Raw genomic sequence first — 20,349 nt, 5'->3', positions numbered from 1 at the left:
TCCGGCCCCGCCAATGTGCCTAGTCACTGCCGGGTTCCCGGGCAGGTTTGCGCCAGATCAAACAATCGCGCTGGCGGGCGGGCAGGCGCAGGATTAATATGCATTTCAAATACACCTTTAATCCGACAGACCGCCATGCCTCCGCTGCTGACCATCGACGAACCCGCTGCGCCCGCCCGGCAGCCCCGCCCCCAATGGGGCGCTTTCACCGAAATGGGGTTCCGTCCGCTGTATCTGGCGGGCTGCTTCTGGGCGCTGGCGTCCGTATGGCTGTGGGTGCATGCGCCGGCCCGCATCACGGGCGTCATGGGCGGCATGTTCTGGCACGCGCACGAGATGCTGTGGGGCTTCGTTGCCACCATCGCCGTGGGCTTCCTGCTGACGGCGGGCGCCAACTGGACGGGCAAGAATCCCTTGCGCGGCAACGCGCTGGCGGGCCTGTGCCTGCTGTGGATCGTGGCGCGCGCGGGCTATCTGGTGCCGGGCCGGCCCGCGTTCCTGGTGGCCGCCGCGGCGGATCTGGGCTTTTTCCTGTGGGGCGCCGCCGCCTTGGGCCGCGCCGTGTGGGTGACGCGCAACCAGCGCAATGCGGGAGTGCCTTTCCTGTTGCTGGGGCTGGCCGCCGCCAACGCCATGTACCTGTGGGCCGTGGTGCAAGGCGATTATCTTGCCCTGATGCGTTACTTCAACGCCGGCCTGCTGTGCATGGCGGTACTGACGCTGCTGATCGCGCGCCGCGTCCTGCCCTTTTTCGCCAAACGCGCCGTGGCGGGCCTGGATATCCCCGCGCACACGCGCAGCGGACATTGGCAACTGGGGCTGGGCGTGGTCGCCATCGCCTGCCTCACGGCCGACGTCCCGCGTTTGGCCGCGCTGGCGCTGGCGGCGACCGGACTGATCGCGCTGGCGCAATGGGTCTCCTGGAAACCCTGGGCCGTGCGCCGCGTGCCGCTGCTATGGATTCTGTATGCGGGCTATCTGGGCGTGGGGATCGGCCTGCTGGTGGGCGCCGCGCATCTGGCCGGCTACGTCGTGCGCCCGGCCTGGCCCGCGCATGTGATCGGGGTGGCCGGGTTTTCGGTGCTGATACTGGGCATGGTCACCCGCACCGCGCTGGGCCACCTGGGACGGCCGCTGCAGACCGACCGCAGCATGGTGGTCAGCTACGCGTTGATGATCCTGGCGGCGTTGCTGCGCCTGGCCGCCCTGCTGCCCACTGCCGCCACGGTCGGCTTGCTGCATGCCGCCACGACGGCTTGGGTGCTGGCCTTGGCGCTGTACCTGTGGCGCTTTTTCCCGATGATGATCCGCCCGCGCGCCGACGCCGCCAAGTCGGCGGCGCCCGTCATGCGCGTGGTGCCCGTGGCCCGGCGCACCTGACGCCGGGCGCCGCCCATCAGTCGCGGCCTTCGCGGCGCTCGATGGCTGCGATTTCGCGCTTCATCGCCTTGAGCCAGGACTTCAGCAGGCCCTGGTCCGAGAACTGCATGACCTCGTGTTCCAGTTCGCGGATGTATTCCTGGATGTCGACGATATCGGCGTCCAGGTCTTCCATCACCGTTTCCGGGTCGAACGAGGCGAACGGATCCAGGTCGTAGCGCAGCTTGAAGCCTTCTTCCGCGTAGGCGGCCTGGTGCAGGACTTCGTCCAACTGGGCTTGCAGGACGGCGTTGACTTGCGGCAGGCGCGCGTCGTCGATGTCGGCGGCCGTGTCCACATCGGCTTGAAGGTCGGGATTCTGCGCAGCCCGGCTGACGCGCACCTGCTCGGCGTCCTGCAGCGCTTGCCATGCCACGGCATTCGGCGTGTTGCTGCGGGTGGCCAGACGCGCCAGCGCCAGCAGCTCCTCGGCTTCGTCGTCTACGTATTGGTCCTGGATCAGGGCAAGCAGCCGGGCTGGCGACAAGGCGCCCGGGTCGGTGTCCGGATCCAGCCCCAATGCGTCAGCCAGTTCCACCTTGGCGTCTTCGGTCTCGTCCGCCGCGTCCGCGTCATAGTCCGACCCGCCGTGCTTTTTATAAAGCACTTTCAGGCGCCCGGTGTCGCAGGCCGCCGGCAGCTCGCTCTTGGCGGCCAATTCCAGCAGTTCTTCGGAAAACTCCACCACCAGTTCAGACACGAATTCGCGTTCCGACTTGGACAGCCCCATGTTCTTGTGCGCGTGGTCGAAGCACAGCACCAGCTTCATGCGCAGTTCTTGCAGCTTTTGCTCCAGCGGCGACAGCCCTTCGGAATACTTGCGCTGGTAGTCGGCCTCAACCGCCTGCCATTGCCGCACACGGGCGCGTTCCGTCTCCAATCGGGCTTGAAGGCGTTCGAACAACTGCCGCGGACTTTCGAGGGGATGCTCACCCATGGACCTGCTCCTTGCTGACCTGCTATTGAAAATAGCCGCCACTATAACGACTAGCCAGTCACGCCGCGGCGGAACTTGCGCCCAGGCGTGCCAATTCGACGCGATTGCCGCCCAGCGCCTTCGCGCGGTACAGCGCATGGTCTGCCGCGGCAAGGCCGGCGGCCAACGGCGGCACGTCGCCGTCGAACTGCGCCAGGCCGACGCTGACGGTGGCCGGTATCCCCACGCCCCGCGCAGGATCCGCCATCGTCTCGGCGAAACGCCTGACGATGGCTTCGGCCAGCAGGTGGGCGCGGCGCGCGTCGTCGCCCGACAGCAGGCACGCGAACTCTTCGCCGCCGATCCGGGCCAGTACGGCGGCCGGGCCGACCGTAGCCTGGGCTACGCCCGCAAACGACGTCAGCACCTTGTCGCCCGTTTCGTGGCCGTGCAGGTCGTTGATCGATTTGAAATGGTCAAGGTCGAACGCAAGCATGGCAACGGGGCCCTGCCCGGCCGGGCCGCCGATGACGCGCGCGCCCTGCTCGAAGAACCACCGGCGGTTGCCCAGCCGGGTCAGATAGTCGGTCTGGGATTCCTGCAGCAATTGGCCATGCGTCTCTTCGCGGATCAGCTTGACCAGCGTCATGGGCAAAATGACCGAATACAGCACGCCCTCGTACATGGTGATGTTGCTGGCGGCCCACAACACCTCCTGGCCGAAGGTCGCCACCATCCAGGGCAGCACGCCCGCGCGGCCGGCATACAGCAACGCATGAATGGCCGTCACCACCACGATGATCCGTCGGGCCGGCAGCGCTTGCATGGCTCGGCACCGCAACATCTCCAGCGACGTCATGCCACTGATCAGGGCAATCGGCACCGCGCTGGCGTAGGCCCACACGACATCCTGCCATCGCGTCCCGGCCACCGCCCACACCAGCGCCATCAGCGCCAGCAGCGCCACGGACCCGGCGCGGTATTGACGCCCCCGCAGGGACGCCACGCCGTTGAGCACCAGCAGGTAACCCGAGAGAATGACAAGGTTGCTGAGCGCCGACCCGAACGCTCCGGGAAGATCCCGCCGGAACAGGACCAGCACGCATCCCATCGCCAACGTGGCAAAGCCGCTTCCCAGCATGCGCAGCGTCTTGCTGCGCAGGGGATGGGCCCGAAGCTCCCAGAAGATCATCCCCGCGCTGGCCAGCAGCGTCCCGATGATAAGGAGATATAGGGTATGGAGATCGACGTACATGCCGTAGAAGAGGCGCATTGCGCCGGTACTTCGCGGCGACGGCCGGATTTTACGTTGAATTCCAGACAACCATATGGCGAAAACCCCTCTTGAAAACCTTCGTTAATAACGCTAATCATTATTATTAATATAGAATCTCGGCTGTCCGCAACATCCTGACTGGCAGCCCAGATGTCACTGCCCTCTTTCGCGGGCCACCCTTCCCGAACCCAGCGCCTGATCCTGGTCGCCGCCGCCCTGTTGCTGGCCGTGCTGATCGCGGTTGCGTACGGGTTGATGGGGAGTCAAGGCCCCGCCCCCGCCCGCCCGCCCGAATACGGGCAAATTCCCGTGGCTGTCAGCGTAGCCGCCGCCCGCATGGGCCCGCTGCAACGCGATCTGCACGCGCTGGGCACCATCACGCCGCTGGCGCAGGTGACTTTGCGCAGCCAGGTCGACGGCGAACTGGTCCGCCTGCATTACACCGAAGGCCAGGCCGTCACCCGGGGCCAATTGCTGGCCGAAATCGACGCCCGGCCCTATCTGGCCGCGCTGGGCGCCGCCGAGGGAGAACTGGCGCGCACCCAGGCGTTGCTGGACAACGCCCAGGCCGATTTGCAGCGCTACCGGCGCCTGGCGCGTCAGGAATCCGTGGCGGGCCAGCAACTGGATACCGCCGAAGCCCAGGTGCGCGCGTACACCGCGCAACGCCAATTGAACCGGGCCCAAGTCGCCGATGCCGAACGCCTGCTGGGTCATACGCGCATCGTCGCCCCGCAGGACGGCCGCATCGGCCTGCGCCGCATCGACGCCGGCAACCACGTGCGGGCCGACGATGCCAACGGCCTGACCACGCTGGTGCAGACGATGCCGATTTCGGCGATCTTCAGCATTTCCGAGACCCGGCTGGACATCCTGCGCCGGGCGCAGGCCAAGACGGCGGTGCTGCGGGTGCAGGCCTGGGACGCGGACGACCGCCGCATCCTGGCCGAAGGCACCCTGGAAGCGCTGGACAACCGCATCCAGACAGCCAGCGGCACCGTGCGCCTGCGCGCCCGCTTCGACAACGCCGACGAATCGCTGTTTCCCAACCAGTTCGTGAACATCAGGCTGGCCGTGGTGCAGCAGGACAATGTCATCACCATTCCGTCGGCCGCCGTGCAATATGGCTCCGAAGGCGCCTTCGTGTTCGTCATCGGCGACGACCAGCGCGCCACGCGCCGGGTCCTGCAACTGGGTTCCGCCAACGCCGGCCACGTGGTCGTGGAAGCGGGCCTGGCCGTTGCCGAGCGCGTCGTAGTCGAAGGCGTGGACCGCCTGCACGACGGACGCGACGTCCAGATCGTCGAGCCCCTAGCCGTCCCGCCCCTTACCTGATCCGCGCATGAGCCTGTCACGCCCTTTCATCCTGCGCCCGGTCGCAACGTCCTTCCTGATGATCGCCTTGCTGCTGTCGGGCATCCTGGCCTGGCGCATGCTGCCGGTCGCCGCCCTGCCGCAGGTGGATTACCCGATCATCCAGGTCACGACCCAGTACCCCGGGGCGAGTCCGACCGTCACGGCGCGCGCGGTCACGGCGCCGCTGGAGCGGCGATTCGGGCAGATCCCAGGCTTGAAACAGATGTCGTCCACCAGCGGCAGCGGCATTTCGGTGATCACGCTGCAGTTCTCGCTGGACGTATCCCTGGGCGTGGCCGAACAGGAAGTGCAGGCCGCCATCAGCGCCAGCGGTTCGCTGCTGCCGACGGACCTGCCCACGCCCCCCATCTACCGCAAGGTCAACCCCGCCGACGTGCCCATCCTGACGCTGGCCGTCACGTCCGATTCGCTGCCGCTGCCCAAGGTCTACGACCTGGTGGACACGCGGATGACGCAACGCCTGTCGCAACTGTCCGGCGTGGGCATGGTCAGCCTGGCCGGCGGACAACGCCCGGCCGTGCGGGTGCAGGTCAACCCGATGGCGCTGGCCGCCCGCGGCTTGCAGCTGTCCGACGTACAGGAAGCCATCAGCAAGGCCAATTCGAACCAGCCCAAAGGCAGCTTCGACGGCCCGGTGCGCTCGGTCATCATGGACGCCAACGACCAGTTGCAAAGCGCGGAGGAATACCGCGAGCTGATCGTCGCCTGGAAGAACGGCGCACCGGTGCGGTTGGGCCAGGTCGCCACGATCGAGGACGGCGCTGAAGACCGCTACCTGGCCGCCTGGGTCGACAAGCAGCCCGCCGTGCTGGTCAACATCCAGCGCCAGCCTGGCGCCAACGTCATCGCCGTGGCCGATCAGGTCAAGGCGTTGCTACCCCAGCTGACGGCCAGCCTGCCCGCCGCGGCACAGGTGCGCATCCTGACCGACCGCACCGAGAGCATCCGTGCGTCGGTCCGCGGCGTGCAGTGGGAACTGGTGTTCGCCGTGGGCCTGGTGGTGTTGGTGACCTTCCTGTTCCTGCGCAACCTGCCCGCCACCCTGATCCCCAGCCTGGCGGTGCCGCTGTCCCTGATCGGCACCTTCGGGTTCATGCATCTTGCCGGGTTTTCCACCAATAACCTGACGTTGATGGCCCTGACCATCGGCGCGGGCTTCGTCGTGGACGACGCCATCGTCATGCTGGAGAACATCGCGCGCTACCGCGAGCAGGGCCACAGCCCAATGTCGGCCGCGCTGAAAGGCGCCGGCCAGATCGGCTTTACGCTGGTGTCGCTGACGCTGTCGCTGATCGCCGTGCTGATTCCTCTACTGTTCATGGAAGACGTGGTGGGCCGGCTATTCCGCGAATTCGCCATCACGCTGGCGGTGGCCATCCTGATATCGCTGGCGGTGTCGCTGACCCTGACGCCGATGATGTGCGCGCGCCTGCTGCCCGCACACGTGGAATCCCGTCCCGGGCTGCTGGACCGCGTGCAGGCCCGCTACGCCGGCTGGCTGGACGTGACCTTGCGCCACCAGCGCCTGACGCTGCTGGTCATGGTGGCCACCGTGGTGCTGACGGGCCTGCTGTACCTGGCGGTGCCCAAGGGATTCTTCCCGGTGCAGGACGGCGGCGTGCTGCAAGGCGTGACCCAGTCGTCGCAGAACACCTCGTTCGACGCCATGTCGCGCCGCCAGCAAGCGGTGGCGCAATCCCTGTTGGCCGACCCGGACGTGCAGAGCCTGTCGTCGTTCATCGGGATCGACGGCATGAACACCACGCTGAACACCGGCCGCCTGCTGATCAACCTGAAACCCTGGGCCGAGCGCAGCGCCCCGCTGGCAGACATCATGGCCCGGCTGGACTCCCGCGCCCGCGAGGTGCAGGGCATTTCGCTCTTCCTGCAGCCCGTGCAGGAACTGAACATCGAAGACCGCGTCAGCCGCGGCCAGTACCAGTTCACGCTCACCTCGCCCGACAGCGCGCTGCTGACCCAGTGGAGCCACGCGCTGATGCAGCGCCTGGCGCAATCGCCCGAATTGGCCGAGGTCTCGTCCGACCTGCAAGGCGACGGCCGCCAGGCCTTCCTGCAAGTCAACCGCGACACCGCCGCGCGGCTGGGCGTGACGATGGACGACGTGGTGCAGACGCTGTACAACGCGTTCGGCCAGCGCCAGGTCGCCACCCTGTTCACCCAGTCCAACCAGTACCGCGTGGTGCTGGAAGTGGACCGGCGCCTGGCCTTGAGCCCCGACGCGCTGGAACGCATCCATCTGCAGACCGAAGACGGCCAGGCGATTCCGCTGTCGGCGCTGGCCACCGTCAGCGAACGCGCCGTGCCGCTGGCCGTGAACCACCTGTCGCAATTCCCCGCAGTGAACCTGTCGTTCAACCTGCCGCCGGGCGGCTCACTGGGCGAGGCCATCGCCGCCATCGACACCGCCCAGCGCGACATCGGCATGCCGCCCAGCGTCGAACTGCGCCTGCAGGGCGCGGCGTCGGCGTTCCAGGCGTCGCTGTCCAACACGCTGTGGCTGATGCTGGCTGCCGTGGTCACGATGTATCTGGTGCTGGGCATGCTGTATGAAAGCGCCATCCACCCCGTCACCATCCTGTCGACCCTGCCGTCGGCCACGGTGGGCGCGCTGCTGGCGCTGCTGCTGACAGGCCGGCCGCTGGACCTGATCGCCGTCATCGGCATCATCCTGCTGATCGGGCTGGTGAAGAAGAACGGCATCATGATGGTGGACTTCGCGCTGGAAGCCGAGCGCGCGCGCGGCCTGCCGCCTGAAGCCGCCATCCGCGAGGCCGCGCTGCTGCGCCTGCGCCCCATCCTGATGACGACGCTGGCCGCCTTGTTCGGCGCGTTGCCGTTGATGCTGGCCACGGGCTCCGGCGCCGAATTGCGCCAGCCGCTGGGCTGGGTCATGGTGGGTGGGCTGCTGGTCAGCCAGGTGCTGACGCTGTTCACCACCCCCGCGGTCTACCTGTTCTTCCACCGCCTGGGCCAGCGACGTGGCGTTGCCGCCAAGCCCGCCCGGACTGACGGGCCCGCGGCATGATCCGGGCGTTGCTGCACCGGCCGGTCGCCTGCATCTTCCTGGCGCTGGCGCTGACACTGCTGGGCGCGGTGGCCTGGCGGCTGTTGCCGGTGGCGCCGCTGCCCCAGGTGGATTTCCCCACCATCGAAGTGCGTGCCGACCTGCCGGGCGCCAGCCCCGAAAGCATGGCCAGCACCGTGGCCGCGCCGCTGGAGCGCGCCTTAGGCAGCATCGCCGGCGTCAGCGCCATGACCTCGTCCAGCAACCAGGGCGCCACGCGCGTCCAGTTGCAGTTCGATCTGGACCGTGACATCAACGAAGCGGCGCGCGACGTGCAGGCCGCCATCAACGCGGCCCGCGCCGAATTGCCCGCGGGTATGCCGGGCAACCCCAGCTACCGCAAAATCAACCCGTCGCAGGCGCCCATCATGGCGCTGGCGCTCAGCTCCCCTACCCGCCCGGCCGGCCAGCTCTACGATCTGGGCGCGACGGTGCTGGCGCAGAAGATCTCGCAGATCAACGGGGTGGGCGAAGTGACGATGGGCGGCAGTTCGCTGCCCGCCGTGCGGGTGCAGGTCAATCCCAACGCACTGGCCCACTATGGCGTGGCGCTGGATGAGGTGCGCGCGGCCATCTCGGATGCGGCGCCCATGCGGCCGCAGGGCCAGCTGGATTCGGCCGGCCAGCGCTGGGAAGTCGGCACGCCAGCCCAGCCGCGCACCGCCCAGGAATACGAAAGCCTGATCGTGCGCCACGAAGATGGCGCCGTCATCCGGCTGGCGCAGGTGGCGAAAGTCAGCGATTCGGTGGAAAACCGCTACAGCAGCGGCTTTCACAACCGTAACCCGGCCGTGGTGCTGACCATCAGCCGCCAGCCTGGCTCGAACATCATCGAAACCATCAAGGCCATCAACGAGGCCCTGCCCGGCCTGCGCGCGCTGATGCCAGCCGACGTGGACCTGACCGTGGCGCTGGACCGTTCGCCCGGCATCAATGCCACGCTGCGCGAAGCGCACGTCACGCTGGCGCTGGCCACGGCGCTGGTCATCCTGGTCGTGTGGCTGTTCCTGGGCAATGCGCGCGCGGCGGCGATCCCCAGCGTGGCCATCCCGGTCTGCCTGATCGCCACTTTCGCCGTCATGTACGTGTGGGGCTTTTCGCTGAACAACCTGTCGCTGATGGCGCTGATCGTGGCCGCCGGCCTGGTGGTGGACGACGCGATCGTCGTGCTGGAGAACATCTCGCGGCACATCGAACGGGGCCTGTCGCCCAGAAAGGCGGCGCTGCGCGGCGTGCGAGAAGTCGGTTTCACGCTGGTCGCCATGACCGTGGCGCTTAGCGTGGTGTTCGTCTCCATCCTGTTCATGGGCGGGCTGGTGGAACGGCTGTTCCGCGAATTCTCGATCACGCTGGTGGCAGCCACGGTGATTTCGCTGGTGGTGTCGGTGGCCATCATCCCCGCCCTGTGCGCGCGCTGGCTCAAGCCGGGCGCGGCGCATCAGGCGGCCCCCCCTCGCCCCTCTCGCATGCAGGCGGCGTTTGCACGGGTGCACGACTGGTACGGCGCGTCGCTGGCCCGTGTGCTGGGCCATGCGCGCCTGACGCTGTTGCTGCTGGCGGGCGTCATCGGGCTGAACGTCTACCTGTATGTGGACGCCCCCAAGGGCTTTTTGCCGGTGCAAGATACCGGCCAGCTGGTCGGCTTCGTGCGCGGCGACGACGGGTTCTCGTTCCAGGTCATGCAGCCCAAGATCGACCAATACCGCCAGCTGGTGCTAAAGCACCCGGCCGTGCAGGACGTCATCGGCTACAACGGCGGCGGGCTGGGCATCAGCAATTCGCTGTTCCTGATCCGGCTGAAACCCGTGTCTCAGCGCGACGAGTCCTCGACCGAGGTCATCAACTGGCTGCGTACGAACTCTCCGGCGGTGCCGGGTGGCATGTTCTTCCTGAACGTGGACCAGGACTTGCGCATGCCCGGCGGCTTCGGCAACTCGGGCGACCACGAGCTGGCCATCATGGCCAGCGACGTGCCCGCCCTGCGGGAATGGTCCCGCAAGATCTCCAAGGCCATGCAGGCCATCCCGGAACTGCGCGACGTGGATGCCGAAGGCGATGGCGCCACCCAGCAGGTCGTAATCAACATCGACCGCAGCGCCGCGCAGCGCCTGGGCGTGGACATGAACACGATCAGCAGCGTGCTCAGCAATTCCTTCAGCCAGCGCCAGGTGGCCACCCTGTACGACGCCATGAACCAGTACCGGGTGGTTCTGGAACTGGACCCCCGCTACACCGAAGACCCCGAGGTGCTGGAACAGGTGCAGGTCGTGGCCGCCGACGGCACGCGCGTGCCGTTGACGGCGTTCGCGACGTACGAGAACGGCCTGGTCAACGACCGCGTCTTCCACGACGGGCTGTTCGCGGCCGTAGGCGTCGGCTTCTCGCTGGCCGAAGGCGTGTCCCTGGAACAGGGGCTGGCCGCCATCGACGCCACCATGGCAAAACTGATGGTGCCGTCATCCATCCAGACGCGCCTGGGCGGCGACGCCCGCAACTTCCAGCAAAGCGTGCAAGACCAGCCCTGGCTGATCCTGGCGGTGCTGATCGCCATCTATCTGGTGCTGGGCATCCTGTATGAAAGCCCGCTGCATCCGCTGACCATTTTGTCGACACTGCCTTCGGCGGGCGTGGGCGCACTGCTGGCGTTGCGCTTAGCCAACATCGAGTTCACCCTGATTGCGCTGCTGGGGCTGTTCCTGCTTGTCGGCATCGTCATGAAGAACGCGATCCTGATGATCGACTTCGCGCTCAGCCTGGAACGGCGTGAAGGATTGACGCCTGAACAGGCCATCCACCGCGCCGCAATGCTGCGCCTGCGGCCCATCGTCATGACCAATCTTGCGGGGCTGCTAGGCGCGCTGCCGCTTGTGCTGGGCATGGGCGAAGGCTCCGAACTGCGGCGCCCGCTGGGCATCGCGATCGTCGGCGGCCTCATGATCAGCCAGTTCCTGACGCTGTACACGACGCCGATCGTCTACCTGGCGTTGGAACGGCTGCGGCTGAAAGTCCGCTCCACACGGGCCCGCACGGCTTAGTCCCATCGCCCTAGTCCGGCAGGACCAGTGCTTCGCATATCAATCCCCAGGCGTACATGGTAATGTCGCTGCGTGTATTCCGATAACAGCGCGTAACCACGGCGTTCTGGCGCCGACGCAGAAAAAGGGGACTATGCACGCGTCCACGCCACCCATTGTTTTTCCGCATCAAGTGGCGAACCCATCCCCGGTTTCTGATTCGTTGAAGCTTCAAACGCTGTTTACGTGATTGATCAGGCCGAAGAGACCATGACTGTGCAAACGGAATTTCCCATTGTGGGTATTGGCGCTTCCGCTGGCGGCGTCGAGGCGTTGGAAGGCTTTTTCCGCGGCGTGCCCCCGAAGCCGGGGTTGGCGTTCGTCGTGCTCACGCATTTGAGCCCCGCGCGCGAAAGCCACCTGCCCGAGGTGATCCAGCATTACACCGGCCTGAAGGTCCAGACCGCCACGCAGGACGCGGAAGTCCTGGTCGACAACGTCTACGTCCTGCCCGCCGATGCCGTGATGTCGATCCATGAAGGGCGCCTGCGGCTGCGCCAACGGGTACCCGAGCAGCGTGGCCCCCGTCCGATCGACCTGTTCTTCACGTCGCTGGCGCTGGATCGCGGCGAATTCTCGGCGGGCGTCGTGCTGTCCGGCGGCGACTCTGACGGCACGCTGGGCATTAAGGCCATCAAGGAGCAAGGCGGCCTGACCCTGGCGCAGTCGGCTGACGGATTCGGCCCGAGCAGCCCGGAAATGCCCGGCAGCGCGATTGCCACCGGCCTGGTGGATTTCATCGTGCCGGCTGATCAGATGGGCGCCAAGCTGGTCGATTTCGCGGTCGGGCTGGGCCACCTGGACGATCTGGACGACGCTGCGGCCCAAGGGCCGGAGCGCGGCCGGCTGGAAGCCGCCAAGCACGAGATCTACGCCTTGCTGCGGACCCGCATCGGCCACGATTTCAGCGGCTACAAGAGCAAGACCTTCATGCGCCGCGTGCAGCGCCGCATGCATGTGAACCAGATGCCCACGCTTGCCGCCTATGTCGAATTCCTGAAGCAGAACTCCCAGGAAGCGGGCGCCCTGTTTCGCGACCTGCTGATCAGCGTCACGAATTTCTTTCGCGATGCCGAGGCCTTCGAATCGTTGCAGGAGCAGGTCATTCCGCAACTGCTGAAAGACCGCGGCGCGTCGGAAACCATACGTCTATGGGTGCCGGGCTGCGCCACAGGCGAAGAGGTCTATTCCCTGGCAATCCTGCTGCGCGAATACCTGGATACCCTGGCGACCGCGCCCCGAGTGCAGGTTTTCGCCACCGACATCGACGACCGCGCCCTGGCCGTCGCGCGCGCGGCGCGATATCCCGCCGCCTTGCTTGACGGGGTATCGCAGGCGCGGCGCGAACGCTACTTCGTGGCCGATGGCGACAGTTACGTGGTCAGCAAGGCCGTGCGCGACCTGTGCATTTTCTCGCCGCACAACGTGTTGCGGGACCCGCCGTTTTCCCGGATCGACCTGGTGTCGTGCCGCAATCTGCTGATCTATTTCGGCGGCGGCATCCAGAAGCAGGTCATTCCCACCTTCCATTATGCGTTGCGGCCGGGCGGCTATCTGTTCCTGGGCATGTCGGAAAACGTCACCCAGTTCAACGACCTGTTCAGCCCGATCAACAAGAAACACCGGATCTTCCAGCGCCGCACGGATATCGGCGCGCAGCCACGCCCTACGATCACCCTGCCCTCCATGCATAAACCGGACCTGCCCCATTCCGCGCTGCGCCGCGCGCAGACCGGCGCTTCGGCGCTACGCCAATCCGTCGATAGCCAGGTACTGGCGCAACATGCGCCGCCCCACGTGCTGGTCAACCGCGACGGCGACATCGTCTATTACTCCGGGCGCACCGGCAAGTATCTAGAGGCCGCCGCCGGCGTACCAACGCGCCAAGTGCTGACCCTGGCGCGCAAGGGGCTGCGCCTGGACCTGCGCACGCTGTTGCACGAGGCCGCCGAAACCGGCCTGCCCGCCGTGCGTGAGAGCGTGGCCGTGGAAGGCGAGGACGGCCGCGTCCAGATGGTGACCCTGACCGTGGAACCTCTGGCCGACCACAAGGAAAACGAGCCGCTGTTCCTGATCCTGTTTGCCGATCACGGCCCCCCGCTGAACCGCGACGAAGCCTACGCGCAAGGCAGCATCACGCAGCAAGGCGCGGCCCAGCAGATCGAACTGGAGCTGCGAGACACGCGCGAGCGCCTGCAATCCATGATCGAGGAATACGAGACCGCGCTGGAGGAACTGAAGTCTTCCAATGAAGAGCTGGTGTCGGTCAACGAGGAATTCCAATCCACCAACGAGGAATTGGAAGCCTCCAAGGAAGAGCTGGTATCGCTGAACGAAGAGCTGCACACCGTCAACGCCGAACTCCACGGCAAGGTCGACGAGCTGGACCGCAGCAACAGCGACCTGCACAACCTGTTTGAAAGCACGGCGATCGCCACGTTGTTCCTGGACCGCGACCTGATCATCCGCAGCTTCACGCCGGCCATGGGCGACGTCTTCAACATCCTGCCCAGCGACTGCGGCCGCCCCATCACCGATCTGGCCAGCCGTTTCGACCTGCCCTCTTTCGCCAACGACATCGCCCAGGTCTACACCCACTATCAACCCATCGAACGCCGCATCGCCGGCACCCTGGACGGCAAGCACTACCTGCTGCGCCTGGTGCCTTACCGCAGCAGCGACAGCCAGGTCGACGGCGTCGTCGTGACGTTCATCGACATCACCCTCATCACCCGCGCCGAACGGCGCCACCGCGTCCTGATATCCGAACTGCAGCACCGGACCCGCAACTTGCTGGCGCTGGTGCAGAGCGTGGCGCGGCGCACCTTGGGCGACGGCGAACCCTTCCAGCGTCTGGACACGCGCCTGGCCGCCCTGAGCCGCGTACAGGGCATGCTGAGCGAAACCAACGGGGAAAAGATCGAACTCAGCGGCGTCGTGCATCGCGAACTCGACGCGGTCGGCAACGAACGCCAGGTCACGATCAACGGCCCCGAAGTCCGCATCAGCCCGGAACGCATCCAGACGCTGGCACTGGCCGTTCACGAACTGGCGACCAATGCCGTGAAATACGGCGCACTGCGCTATGAATCGGGCCGGCTGGACGTGAAATGGCGGATCGAACGCCGCGACGGCGACACCGAGCACCTGGTCCTGGATTGGACGGAGTCCGGCCTTCCCGCCGCGCCGGACGCGACGCATCAGGGCTATGGTCGTGAATTGATCGAGCAGACGCTCGTCGTCGCGCTACGCGCGAAGACCGCCCTGGAGTTCAAGCCGGACGGCATCGCCTGTCATATCGACATGCCGCTTGAGCACGCAAACGAAGCCAACGACGACGCGACGCCCAAGTAATCCTGGCTCCCGCGGCCGTCTTCACTCGCGGGAGCCGATTCGGCGGGCTTACTCCGGCAACCGCGTCGCCGCCGTCAACCGTTCGGCCATGAACGCCAGGAACTCGCGCGCCAGCAACGGCAAGGTCCTGCCCTGCAATGTCAGCACCTGGATGCTTCGTTGCCGCATTTCCGGATTCGTGAACGGCACGCCCGCCAATTTGTCGCTGCCCACCTGGCCCATCAGGGTCAGATACCCCGTCAACGCCACGATCCGGCTACCGGGCAGCATCGGCAGAAACGCCGCCGAATGGTTCGACACATAGGCCGGTTCAATGTGCAGCCCCGCGTTCGCGCAGGCCGTATCGAACAGTTGCCGCACCGTCGTGCCCTGGTCGCCGAGCGACAGCGGATAGTCCGCCAGATCCCGCATGCCCACGCTGCGCCGGCTGGCCAGCGGATGATCCCGGCACATCACCGCGTACACCGGCGCCCGCGTCAGCAGTTCGGTCTTCAAGCGTTCGTCCTGCACTGTGGAATAGCGCAATGCGATCTGCGACAGGCCTTCCAGGATCTGCCGGCTGACCTCCTCGGGCCGCTCCACATGCAGATGAAACCGCGCCTGCGGCCGTACCTGCTTGAATTCGGCCATGCTGAGCGGCAGGAAGCGATGGGCGAAACCTTCGGTACACGCCAGCCGGATGGTGACGTCGCCCACGTGGCCGCGCTGGCGGATCTGGGTGGTGACGCGCTCGGCCTCCAACGCGGCGGCGTTGGCGTAAGCCGCAAGCTGCCGGCCGGCTTCGCTAAGCGCCATGCCGCGCGCCTGGCGCTCAAACAGCACGATGCCCAGGTCGTCTTCCAGCTTGGCGATCTGGCGGCTGATGGCCGAAGCCGCCACGTGCTGGGCGGCGGCCGCGCCGGCAATCGATCCGCAACGGACGACTTCCAGGAAATACCGCAAGGCCAGTGAAATCATGATGGGCTCCAAATCCATGCCTTAAAGGCATGGGAAAGATGCTAATTATCTAATTGTGGCACGGGGTGAAGCGTAATAACTTTGTGCTTCCTTTGCGTACCCGAGAGCCGATGTGATTCGCGAACAAGCCGTCCTCCATGCCGTTGAAGCCTTTGATTCCGGCGCCCTGCTGGCCACGTTGACGCGTCGCGTCGCCTACGCGACGGAAAGCGAAGTGCCGGAACAGGCGCCCGCGCAGCATGCCTACCTGAACGAAGACCTGATCCCGCTGCTGACGGCGCTGGGCTTTTCCTGTGAGGTCCACGCGAATCCCGCCGGGGTCGACCTGCCCATCCTGGTCGCGCGCCGTATCGAACAGCCCGGCCTGCCGACCGTGCTGATGTATGGCCATGGCGACGTCGTGCGTGGCAACGCCGCCAAATGGGAAGGGGGCCGCGATCCCTGGCGCCTGCAAGTCGAGGGCGACCGCTGGTACGGCCGCGGCACGGCCGACAACAAAGGCCAGCACTCCATCAATCTGGAAGCGCTGCGGCAAGTCATCGCCGCACGGGACGGCAAACTGGGTTTCAACACGACCTGGCTCATCGAAACCGGCGAAGAAGCGGGCTCGCCCGGCCTGGCCGCCTTCTGCGAAGCCCAGCGCGAGGCGCTGGCGGCCGACGTGTTCATTGCCAGCGACGGCCCGCGCCTGAATGCAGAACGCCCCACGCTCTTCATGGGATCGCGCGGGGCAGTCAATTTCGAATTGAAGCTGCGCGCACGCGAACGCGGTTACCACTCCGGCAACTGGGGCGGCCTGCTGGCCAATCCGGCCATCGTGCTGATGCACGCCATCGGCACGCTGGTGGATGCCAAGGGCCGCATCACCGTCGACGGCCTGCGCCCGCCCCCCATCCCGGCCGCGGTGGCTGACGCGTTGGCCGACCTGCACGTTGGCGGCGGCGAAGACGACCCCGAGATCAACGCCTGGTGGGGCGAACCCGGCCTGTCCGCGCCCGAGAAGGTGTTCGGCTGGAACAGCCTGGACGTCCTGACCTTTGGCGCGGGCGATCCCGCCAAGCCCGTGAACGCGATCCCGGCGGAAGCCGTGGCCTGGTGCCAGCTGCGTTTCGTGGTGGGCACCGACTGGCGCGCGCTGGAAACCCATGTGCGCGAACACCTGCACCAGGCGGGGTTTGCAGACGTGCAGGTGCGGATCGGCATGCAGGCCGGCGCCACGCGTTTGTCGCCCGACAATGCCTGGGTGCGCTGGGCCGCCGCGTCGCTGGAACGCACGACCGGCAAGCGGCCCGCGCTGTTGCCCAATCTGGGCGGCTCGTTGCCCAACGATATCTTTGCCGACCAACTGGGTTTGCCCACCCTGTGGGTACCGCACTCCTACCCCGCCTGCGCGCAGCATGCGCCCAATGAACACCTGCTGGGCAGCGTGGCGCGCGAAGGGCTGGCCATCATGGCCGGCCTGTTCTGGGACCTGGGCGACCAGGGCCCCGCCCTGCGCGACGCGGCGGTGGCCTCGGCTACCGCGTGAATGCGTCTTCCCTTTTTCGCTTTCCCCTTTTGACTGATCGAGAGCTTTGCCATGACCGCTAGATTTTGTGCCGCCGTGATGGCGTTCAACCTTGCCGTCGCCGCCTATGCGGGCGAGGCCCATGCCGCGTATCCCGAACAGCCGATCAAGATCGTCGTGCCGTTCACGCCGGGCGGCGCCACCGATGCGGTGGCCCGGCTGCTGGCCAACAAGCTGTCGAGCAGCCTGGGGCAATCCGTGATCGTCGAGAACCGCCCTGGCGCGTCCACCGTGATCGGCGCCGACGCCGTGGCGCGCGCGCAGCCCGACGGCTACACCCTGCTGTTGTCGGGCAGCACGACCTATACCGTGCTGCCGGCGTTGAAATCGACGTTGCCCTATGACCCGATGCACAGCTACGAACACATCGCCATCGTTGCGATGGCCCCGGTCGTGCTGCTGGCGCAGAACGGGCTGGCGGCCAATACGGTGCAGGAAGCCGCCGCGCTGGCCAAGCAGCAAAGCGACAAGGGCGGCCTGATGTACGGCACCTTCGGCCCGGGCTCCGCGCCACACCTGGCTGGCGAAATGTTTGCCGAAGCCGTGGGCGCCAAGATGATGCCGGTGCCTTACAAGGGCAGCGCGCAATTGATCACGGCCATGATCGGCGGCGAGGTCGCGTTGGGCGTGGACACGGTGTCGTCGGCCGCGCCGCAAGTGCGCGCGGGCAAGGTCCGCGCACTGGCCGTCACGGGCGAACACCGTGTACCGCAGCTGCCGGACGTGCCCACCTTCACCGAAGCGGGCATTGCCCAAGTGTCCTTTGTGGGCTGGTACGCGCTGGCCGCCCCCGCGCGCACGCCTGCGCCGGTCATCGACACGCTGAACCGCGCGGTCGCCAAGATCATGGAAGATCCGCAGGTGCGCCGCGCAGTCTCGGATCTGGCGCTGGAGCCGGTCTACCTGCCGGGCCAGGCGTTCCAGGAGCAGATCGCCCGCGAACTGCGCACGTTCGGCGACGTAGCCAAGCGCGCGAACATCACGCTGGACTGATCGGGAAGGCCCAGCCGGACACGGCGTCCGGCCGGGCCCGCCGGATCAATACTTGTAGTTCACGCCCAGCATGGCGCTGAACGGCGCGCCATAGTAGTTGCTGTAGACGTTGGTGCTGGCGTAGTACTTCTTGTCGAAGACGTTGTTCAGGTTCAAGGTCGCCGACCACTGGCGGTTGAACTGGTAACGCGCCATCAGGTCCACCAGCGCATAACCGCTTTGCGACGACTCCAGCGGCTGGCCGCCCGGGCCGCGGCTGGAATAGTTGCTGCCGCTTTCCCAGCGCACCCCGCCGCCCACCGTCAAGGCGCTTAGATCGCCCGGCAGGCGATACGTGGTGTACAGCTTGGCGATGTGGCGCGGCAGGCCGACTTGCGTGATGAAACCTTGCGGCAGGCGGCGATCCACATAGGCGTAGGACAGCTGCATCTGCCAGCCCGGCGTCAGTTCGCCGGTGATTTCGGCTTCCACGCCCCGCATCACCGCGCCGTCGGCGGCCACGTAGGCGTTGTCGCCATTCGGGGCCAGACGGTCGCCGTCCAGCATGGCGTAGTTGTCCTGACGGGTCCGGAACAAGGCCAGCGAGCCATTCAGGCGACCGTCCAGGAACGCCGACTTCAGGCCAATCTCATAGGTATTGCCCTTGATGGGTTCCAGCACGCCGCCCGTCACGCTTTGCGCCTGCTGGGGCTGGAAGATGCTCGTGTAGCTGGCATAGGCGGACAAGGTGCTGGTCAGGTCGTAGACGATGCCGGCATAGGGGGTGTAGACGCCCTGCTCGCGCATGTTGTCCGGGTAGGACGACCCATCGGTGTAGTTGTAGGACGCCTGTTGATCCCACCACGTCACCCGCGATCCCAGCACCACGGACAGCGCGTCGGTCGGACGCAGCCGGACCGCGCCATAGATCGACGCCTGCTTTTCGGTGTAATAGCGCTTGCCGGTCGACTGCCAGTCCGGTTCGGGCATGTCGCCATTCCACTGGCGGATGTCGGGAATCTTGGGGTCGTAGCCCGGCGCGGTCCAAAGCGGATAGGTGTCGTAGTCGCCCTTGGTGCGCGATGCGCTTGCGCCCACCACCAGGTCATGCTGGCGGCCGAAGGCGTCGAAGGCACCGGTCAGACTTGCGTCGACCGCATTCTGGGTCTTGGGAATGGGCCATTTGGCCACCCACACCGACGCACCCTGGCCCGTCGTCGAGTTGGCCCAGCCGTTGCTGCTGAACCAGCCATAGGTGCGGTCGTTGTCGTCGCCGGTGCGGGACACGGTTACCGAACCCTTCCACAACGGCGCGAACTCGTGGTCCAGCGTGGCGAACACGTTGTAGCGCGTGCGGTCCTGGCGGCTCCAGTTGGTCGCCGAGTTGAAGCGCTGCGGGAAATCCGTTTTCGTGCCGTCCGCATACGCGGCCGGAAAGCCGAAGTACGAGCATGCCGTGCATTTCTTGCGCTGATATTCCGCGCCGAGCGTCAGCAGGGTGCTTTCGGCCAGATCCGCCTCGACCACGCCGTAAAGCAATTGCGAATCCTGCTTGACGCGGTCAACGAACGAACCGCCCTCCTGCCACGCGCCGACCAGCCTGCCCCGCAGTTTGCCCGATTCGTCCAGCGGGCTGCCCAGATCGAATTCCGTGCGCTTGTAGTCCCAGGAACCGACGGCCGCGCCCACGCCCGCCTCGAACTCGCGGGTGGGCCGCTTGCGCACCAGGTTGATCGACGCCGCGGGGTTGCCCGCGCCGTTCAACAGGCCGGTGGAACCGCGCACCACTTCGATCCGGTCGTACAGCGCGGTGTCCAGCCCCAGGGCATTGAAGTCCTTGTGCGTGGGCACGCCGTCCACCTGCATGTTGGTGATTTCCATGCCGCGGGCGTACAAGCCCTTTTCGTTGTCGTCGGCCGACCCCTTTTTCTTGAAGGTCAGGCCCGGCGTGTTGGCGATGGCGTCCTCCAGGGTGTTAAGCCCCTGGTCCGACAGGCGCTGGCGCGTCATCACCGAAACCGATTGCGGTGTCTCACGCAGGGTCATCGGCAGCTTGGTGGCGGTGGTGGACAGGCCCACCGTGTACGAGTCCGTGCCTTCGCTGGGCGCGGGCTCGCGCGAGCCCAGCACTTCGACCGGGGCAAGCGTCTGCGCACCGGCCACGCGCAGGCCGTAGTTATTGCCGCCCTGGCTGACAGCCTCCAGCCCGGTGCCCGCCAGCATGGCCGCCAGGCCCGAGGCGATGCCGTAATCGCCTTGCAGGCCGGCGCTTTGCTTGCCTTGCGTCAGTTGGGCGTCAAAAGACAGCACCACGCCCGCCTGGGCGGCAAAACGGCCCAGCGCCAGGCCCAG

The 20,349-nt window shown here is 66.5% G+C and carries 11 protein-coding genes; 7 read left to right on the top strand and 4 right to left on the bottom strand.

The window, feature by feature from the left end; translation table 11 throughout:
* The first annotated feature begins 135 nt into the window (after positions 1-135).
* Positions 136-1,380: an NnrS family protein gene (locus AC27VE_RS05370; protein ID WP_488703227.1), complete on the top strand. Its 1,245-nt coding sequence runs from the start codon at positions 136-138 to the stop codon at positions 1,378-1,380.
* A gap of 16 nt (positions 1,381-1,396) precedes the next feature.
* On the opposite strand, the gene AC27VE_RS05365 is transcribed toward AC27VE_RS05370, so the two are convergent.
* Together AC27VE_RS05365 and AC27VE_RS05360 are read right to left on the bottom strand one after the other, a co-directional pair.
* Complete coding sequence (locus AC27VE_RS05365; protein ID WP_488703226.1) at positions 1,397-2,356, bottom strand: molecular chaperone DnaJ; 960 nt, start codon at positions 2,354-2,356, stop codon at positions 1,397-1,399.
* A gap of 58 nt (positions 2,357-2,414) precedes the next feature.
* Complete coding sequence (locus AC27VE_RS05360) at positions 2,415-3,590, bottom strand: GGDEF domain-containing protein (RefSeq protein WP_488703338.1); 1,176 nt, start codon at positions 3,588-3,590, stop codon at positions 2,415-2,417.
* Positions 3,591-3,761: 171 nt separating this feature from the next.
* Between AC27VE_RS05360 and AC27VE_RS05355 the strand changes: the two genes are divergently transcribed.
* From AC27VE_RS05355 to AC27VE_RS05340, 4 genes are all read left to right on the top strand, one after another.
* Positions 3,762-4,946, top strand: a complete 1,185-nt coding sequence (locus AC27VE_RS05355; protein WP_488703225.1) for an efflux RND transporter periplasmic adaptor subunit — start codon at positions 3,762-3,764, stop codon at positions 4,944-4,946.
* Positions 4,947-4,953: 7 nt separating this feature from the next.
* Positions 4,954-8,034, top strand: coding sequence for a multidrug efflux RND transporter permease subunit (locus tag AC27VE_RS05350; protein WP_488703224.1), 3,081 nt, complete (start codon positions 4,954-4,956; stop codon positions 8,032-8,034).
* Positions 8,031-11,108 carry an efflux RND transporter permease subunit gene (locus AC27VE_RS05345; protein ID WP_488703223.1) on the top strand — a complete coding sequence of 1,026 codons (3,078 nt, stop codon included), beginning with the start codon at positions 8,031-8,033 and terminating at the stop codon, positions 11,106-11,108. The genes AC27VE_RS05350 and AC27VE_RS05345 overlap by 4 nt, the downstream gene beginning before the upstream one ends.
* A gap of 249 nt (positions 11,109-11,357) precedes the next feature.
* Complete coding sequence (locus tag AC27VE_RS05340; protein WP_488703222.1) at positions 11,358-14,501, top strand: CheR family methyltransferase; 3,144 nt, start codon at positions 11,358-11,360, stop codon at positions 14,499-14,501.
* Positions 14,502-14,549: 48 nt separating this feature from the next.
* Here the strand turns inward: AC27VE_RS05340 and AC27VE_RS05335 are convergent, their stop codons facing one another.
* Positions 14,550-15,458 (bottom strand): LysR family transcriptional regulator, encoded by a 909-nt coding sequence (locus AC27VE_RS05335; RefSeq protein ID WP_088588539.1) that lies wholly within the window; start codon positions 15,456-15,458, stop codon positions 14,550-14,552.
* A 112-nt stretch (positions 15,459-15,570) separates the two neighbouring features.
* Between AC27VE_RS05335 and AC27VE_RS05330 the strand changes: the two genes are divergently transcribed.
* Both AC27VE_RS05330 and AC27VE_RS05325 read left to right on the top strand, forming a co-directional pair.
* Positions 15,571-16,986, top strand: a complete 1,416-nt coding sequence (locus AC27VE_RS05330) for a M20 family metallopeptidase (RefSeq protein WP_488703221.1) — start codon at positions 15,571-15,573, stop codon at positions 16,984-16,986.
* A gap of 51 nt (positions 16,987-17,037) precedes the next feature.
* The gene (locus AC27VE_RS05325) at positions 17,038-18,018 is read left to right on the top strand and encodes a Bug family tripartite tricarboxylate transporter substrate binding protein (RefSeq protein ID WP_427962094.1); all 981 of its coding nucleotides are present in this window, start codon (positions 17,038-17,040) and stop codon (positions 18,016-18,018) included.
* 45 nt (positions 18,019-18,063) lie between these two features.
* Here the strand turns inward: AC27VE_RS05325 and AC27VE_RS05320 are convergent.
* Positions 18,064-20,349: TonB-dependent siderophore receptor (locus AC27VE_RS05320; protein WP_488703220.1), on the bottom strand; the 2,286-nt coding region annotated here is incomplete at its 5' end.

The organism is Achromobacter sp. 18P8.1.1 (genome assembly GCF_057799415.1).
The sequence above is the reverse complement of the archived record's forward strand: the minus strand, read 5'-3'. Positions and strand labels throughout refer to the sequence as shown.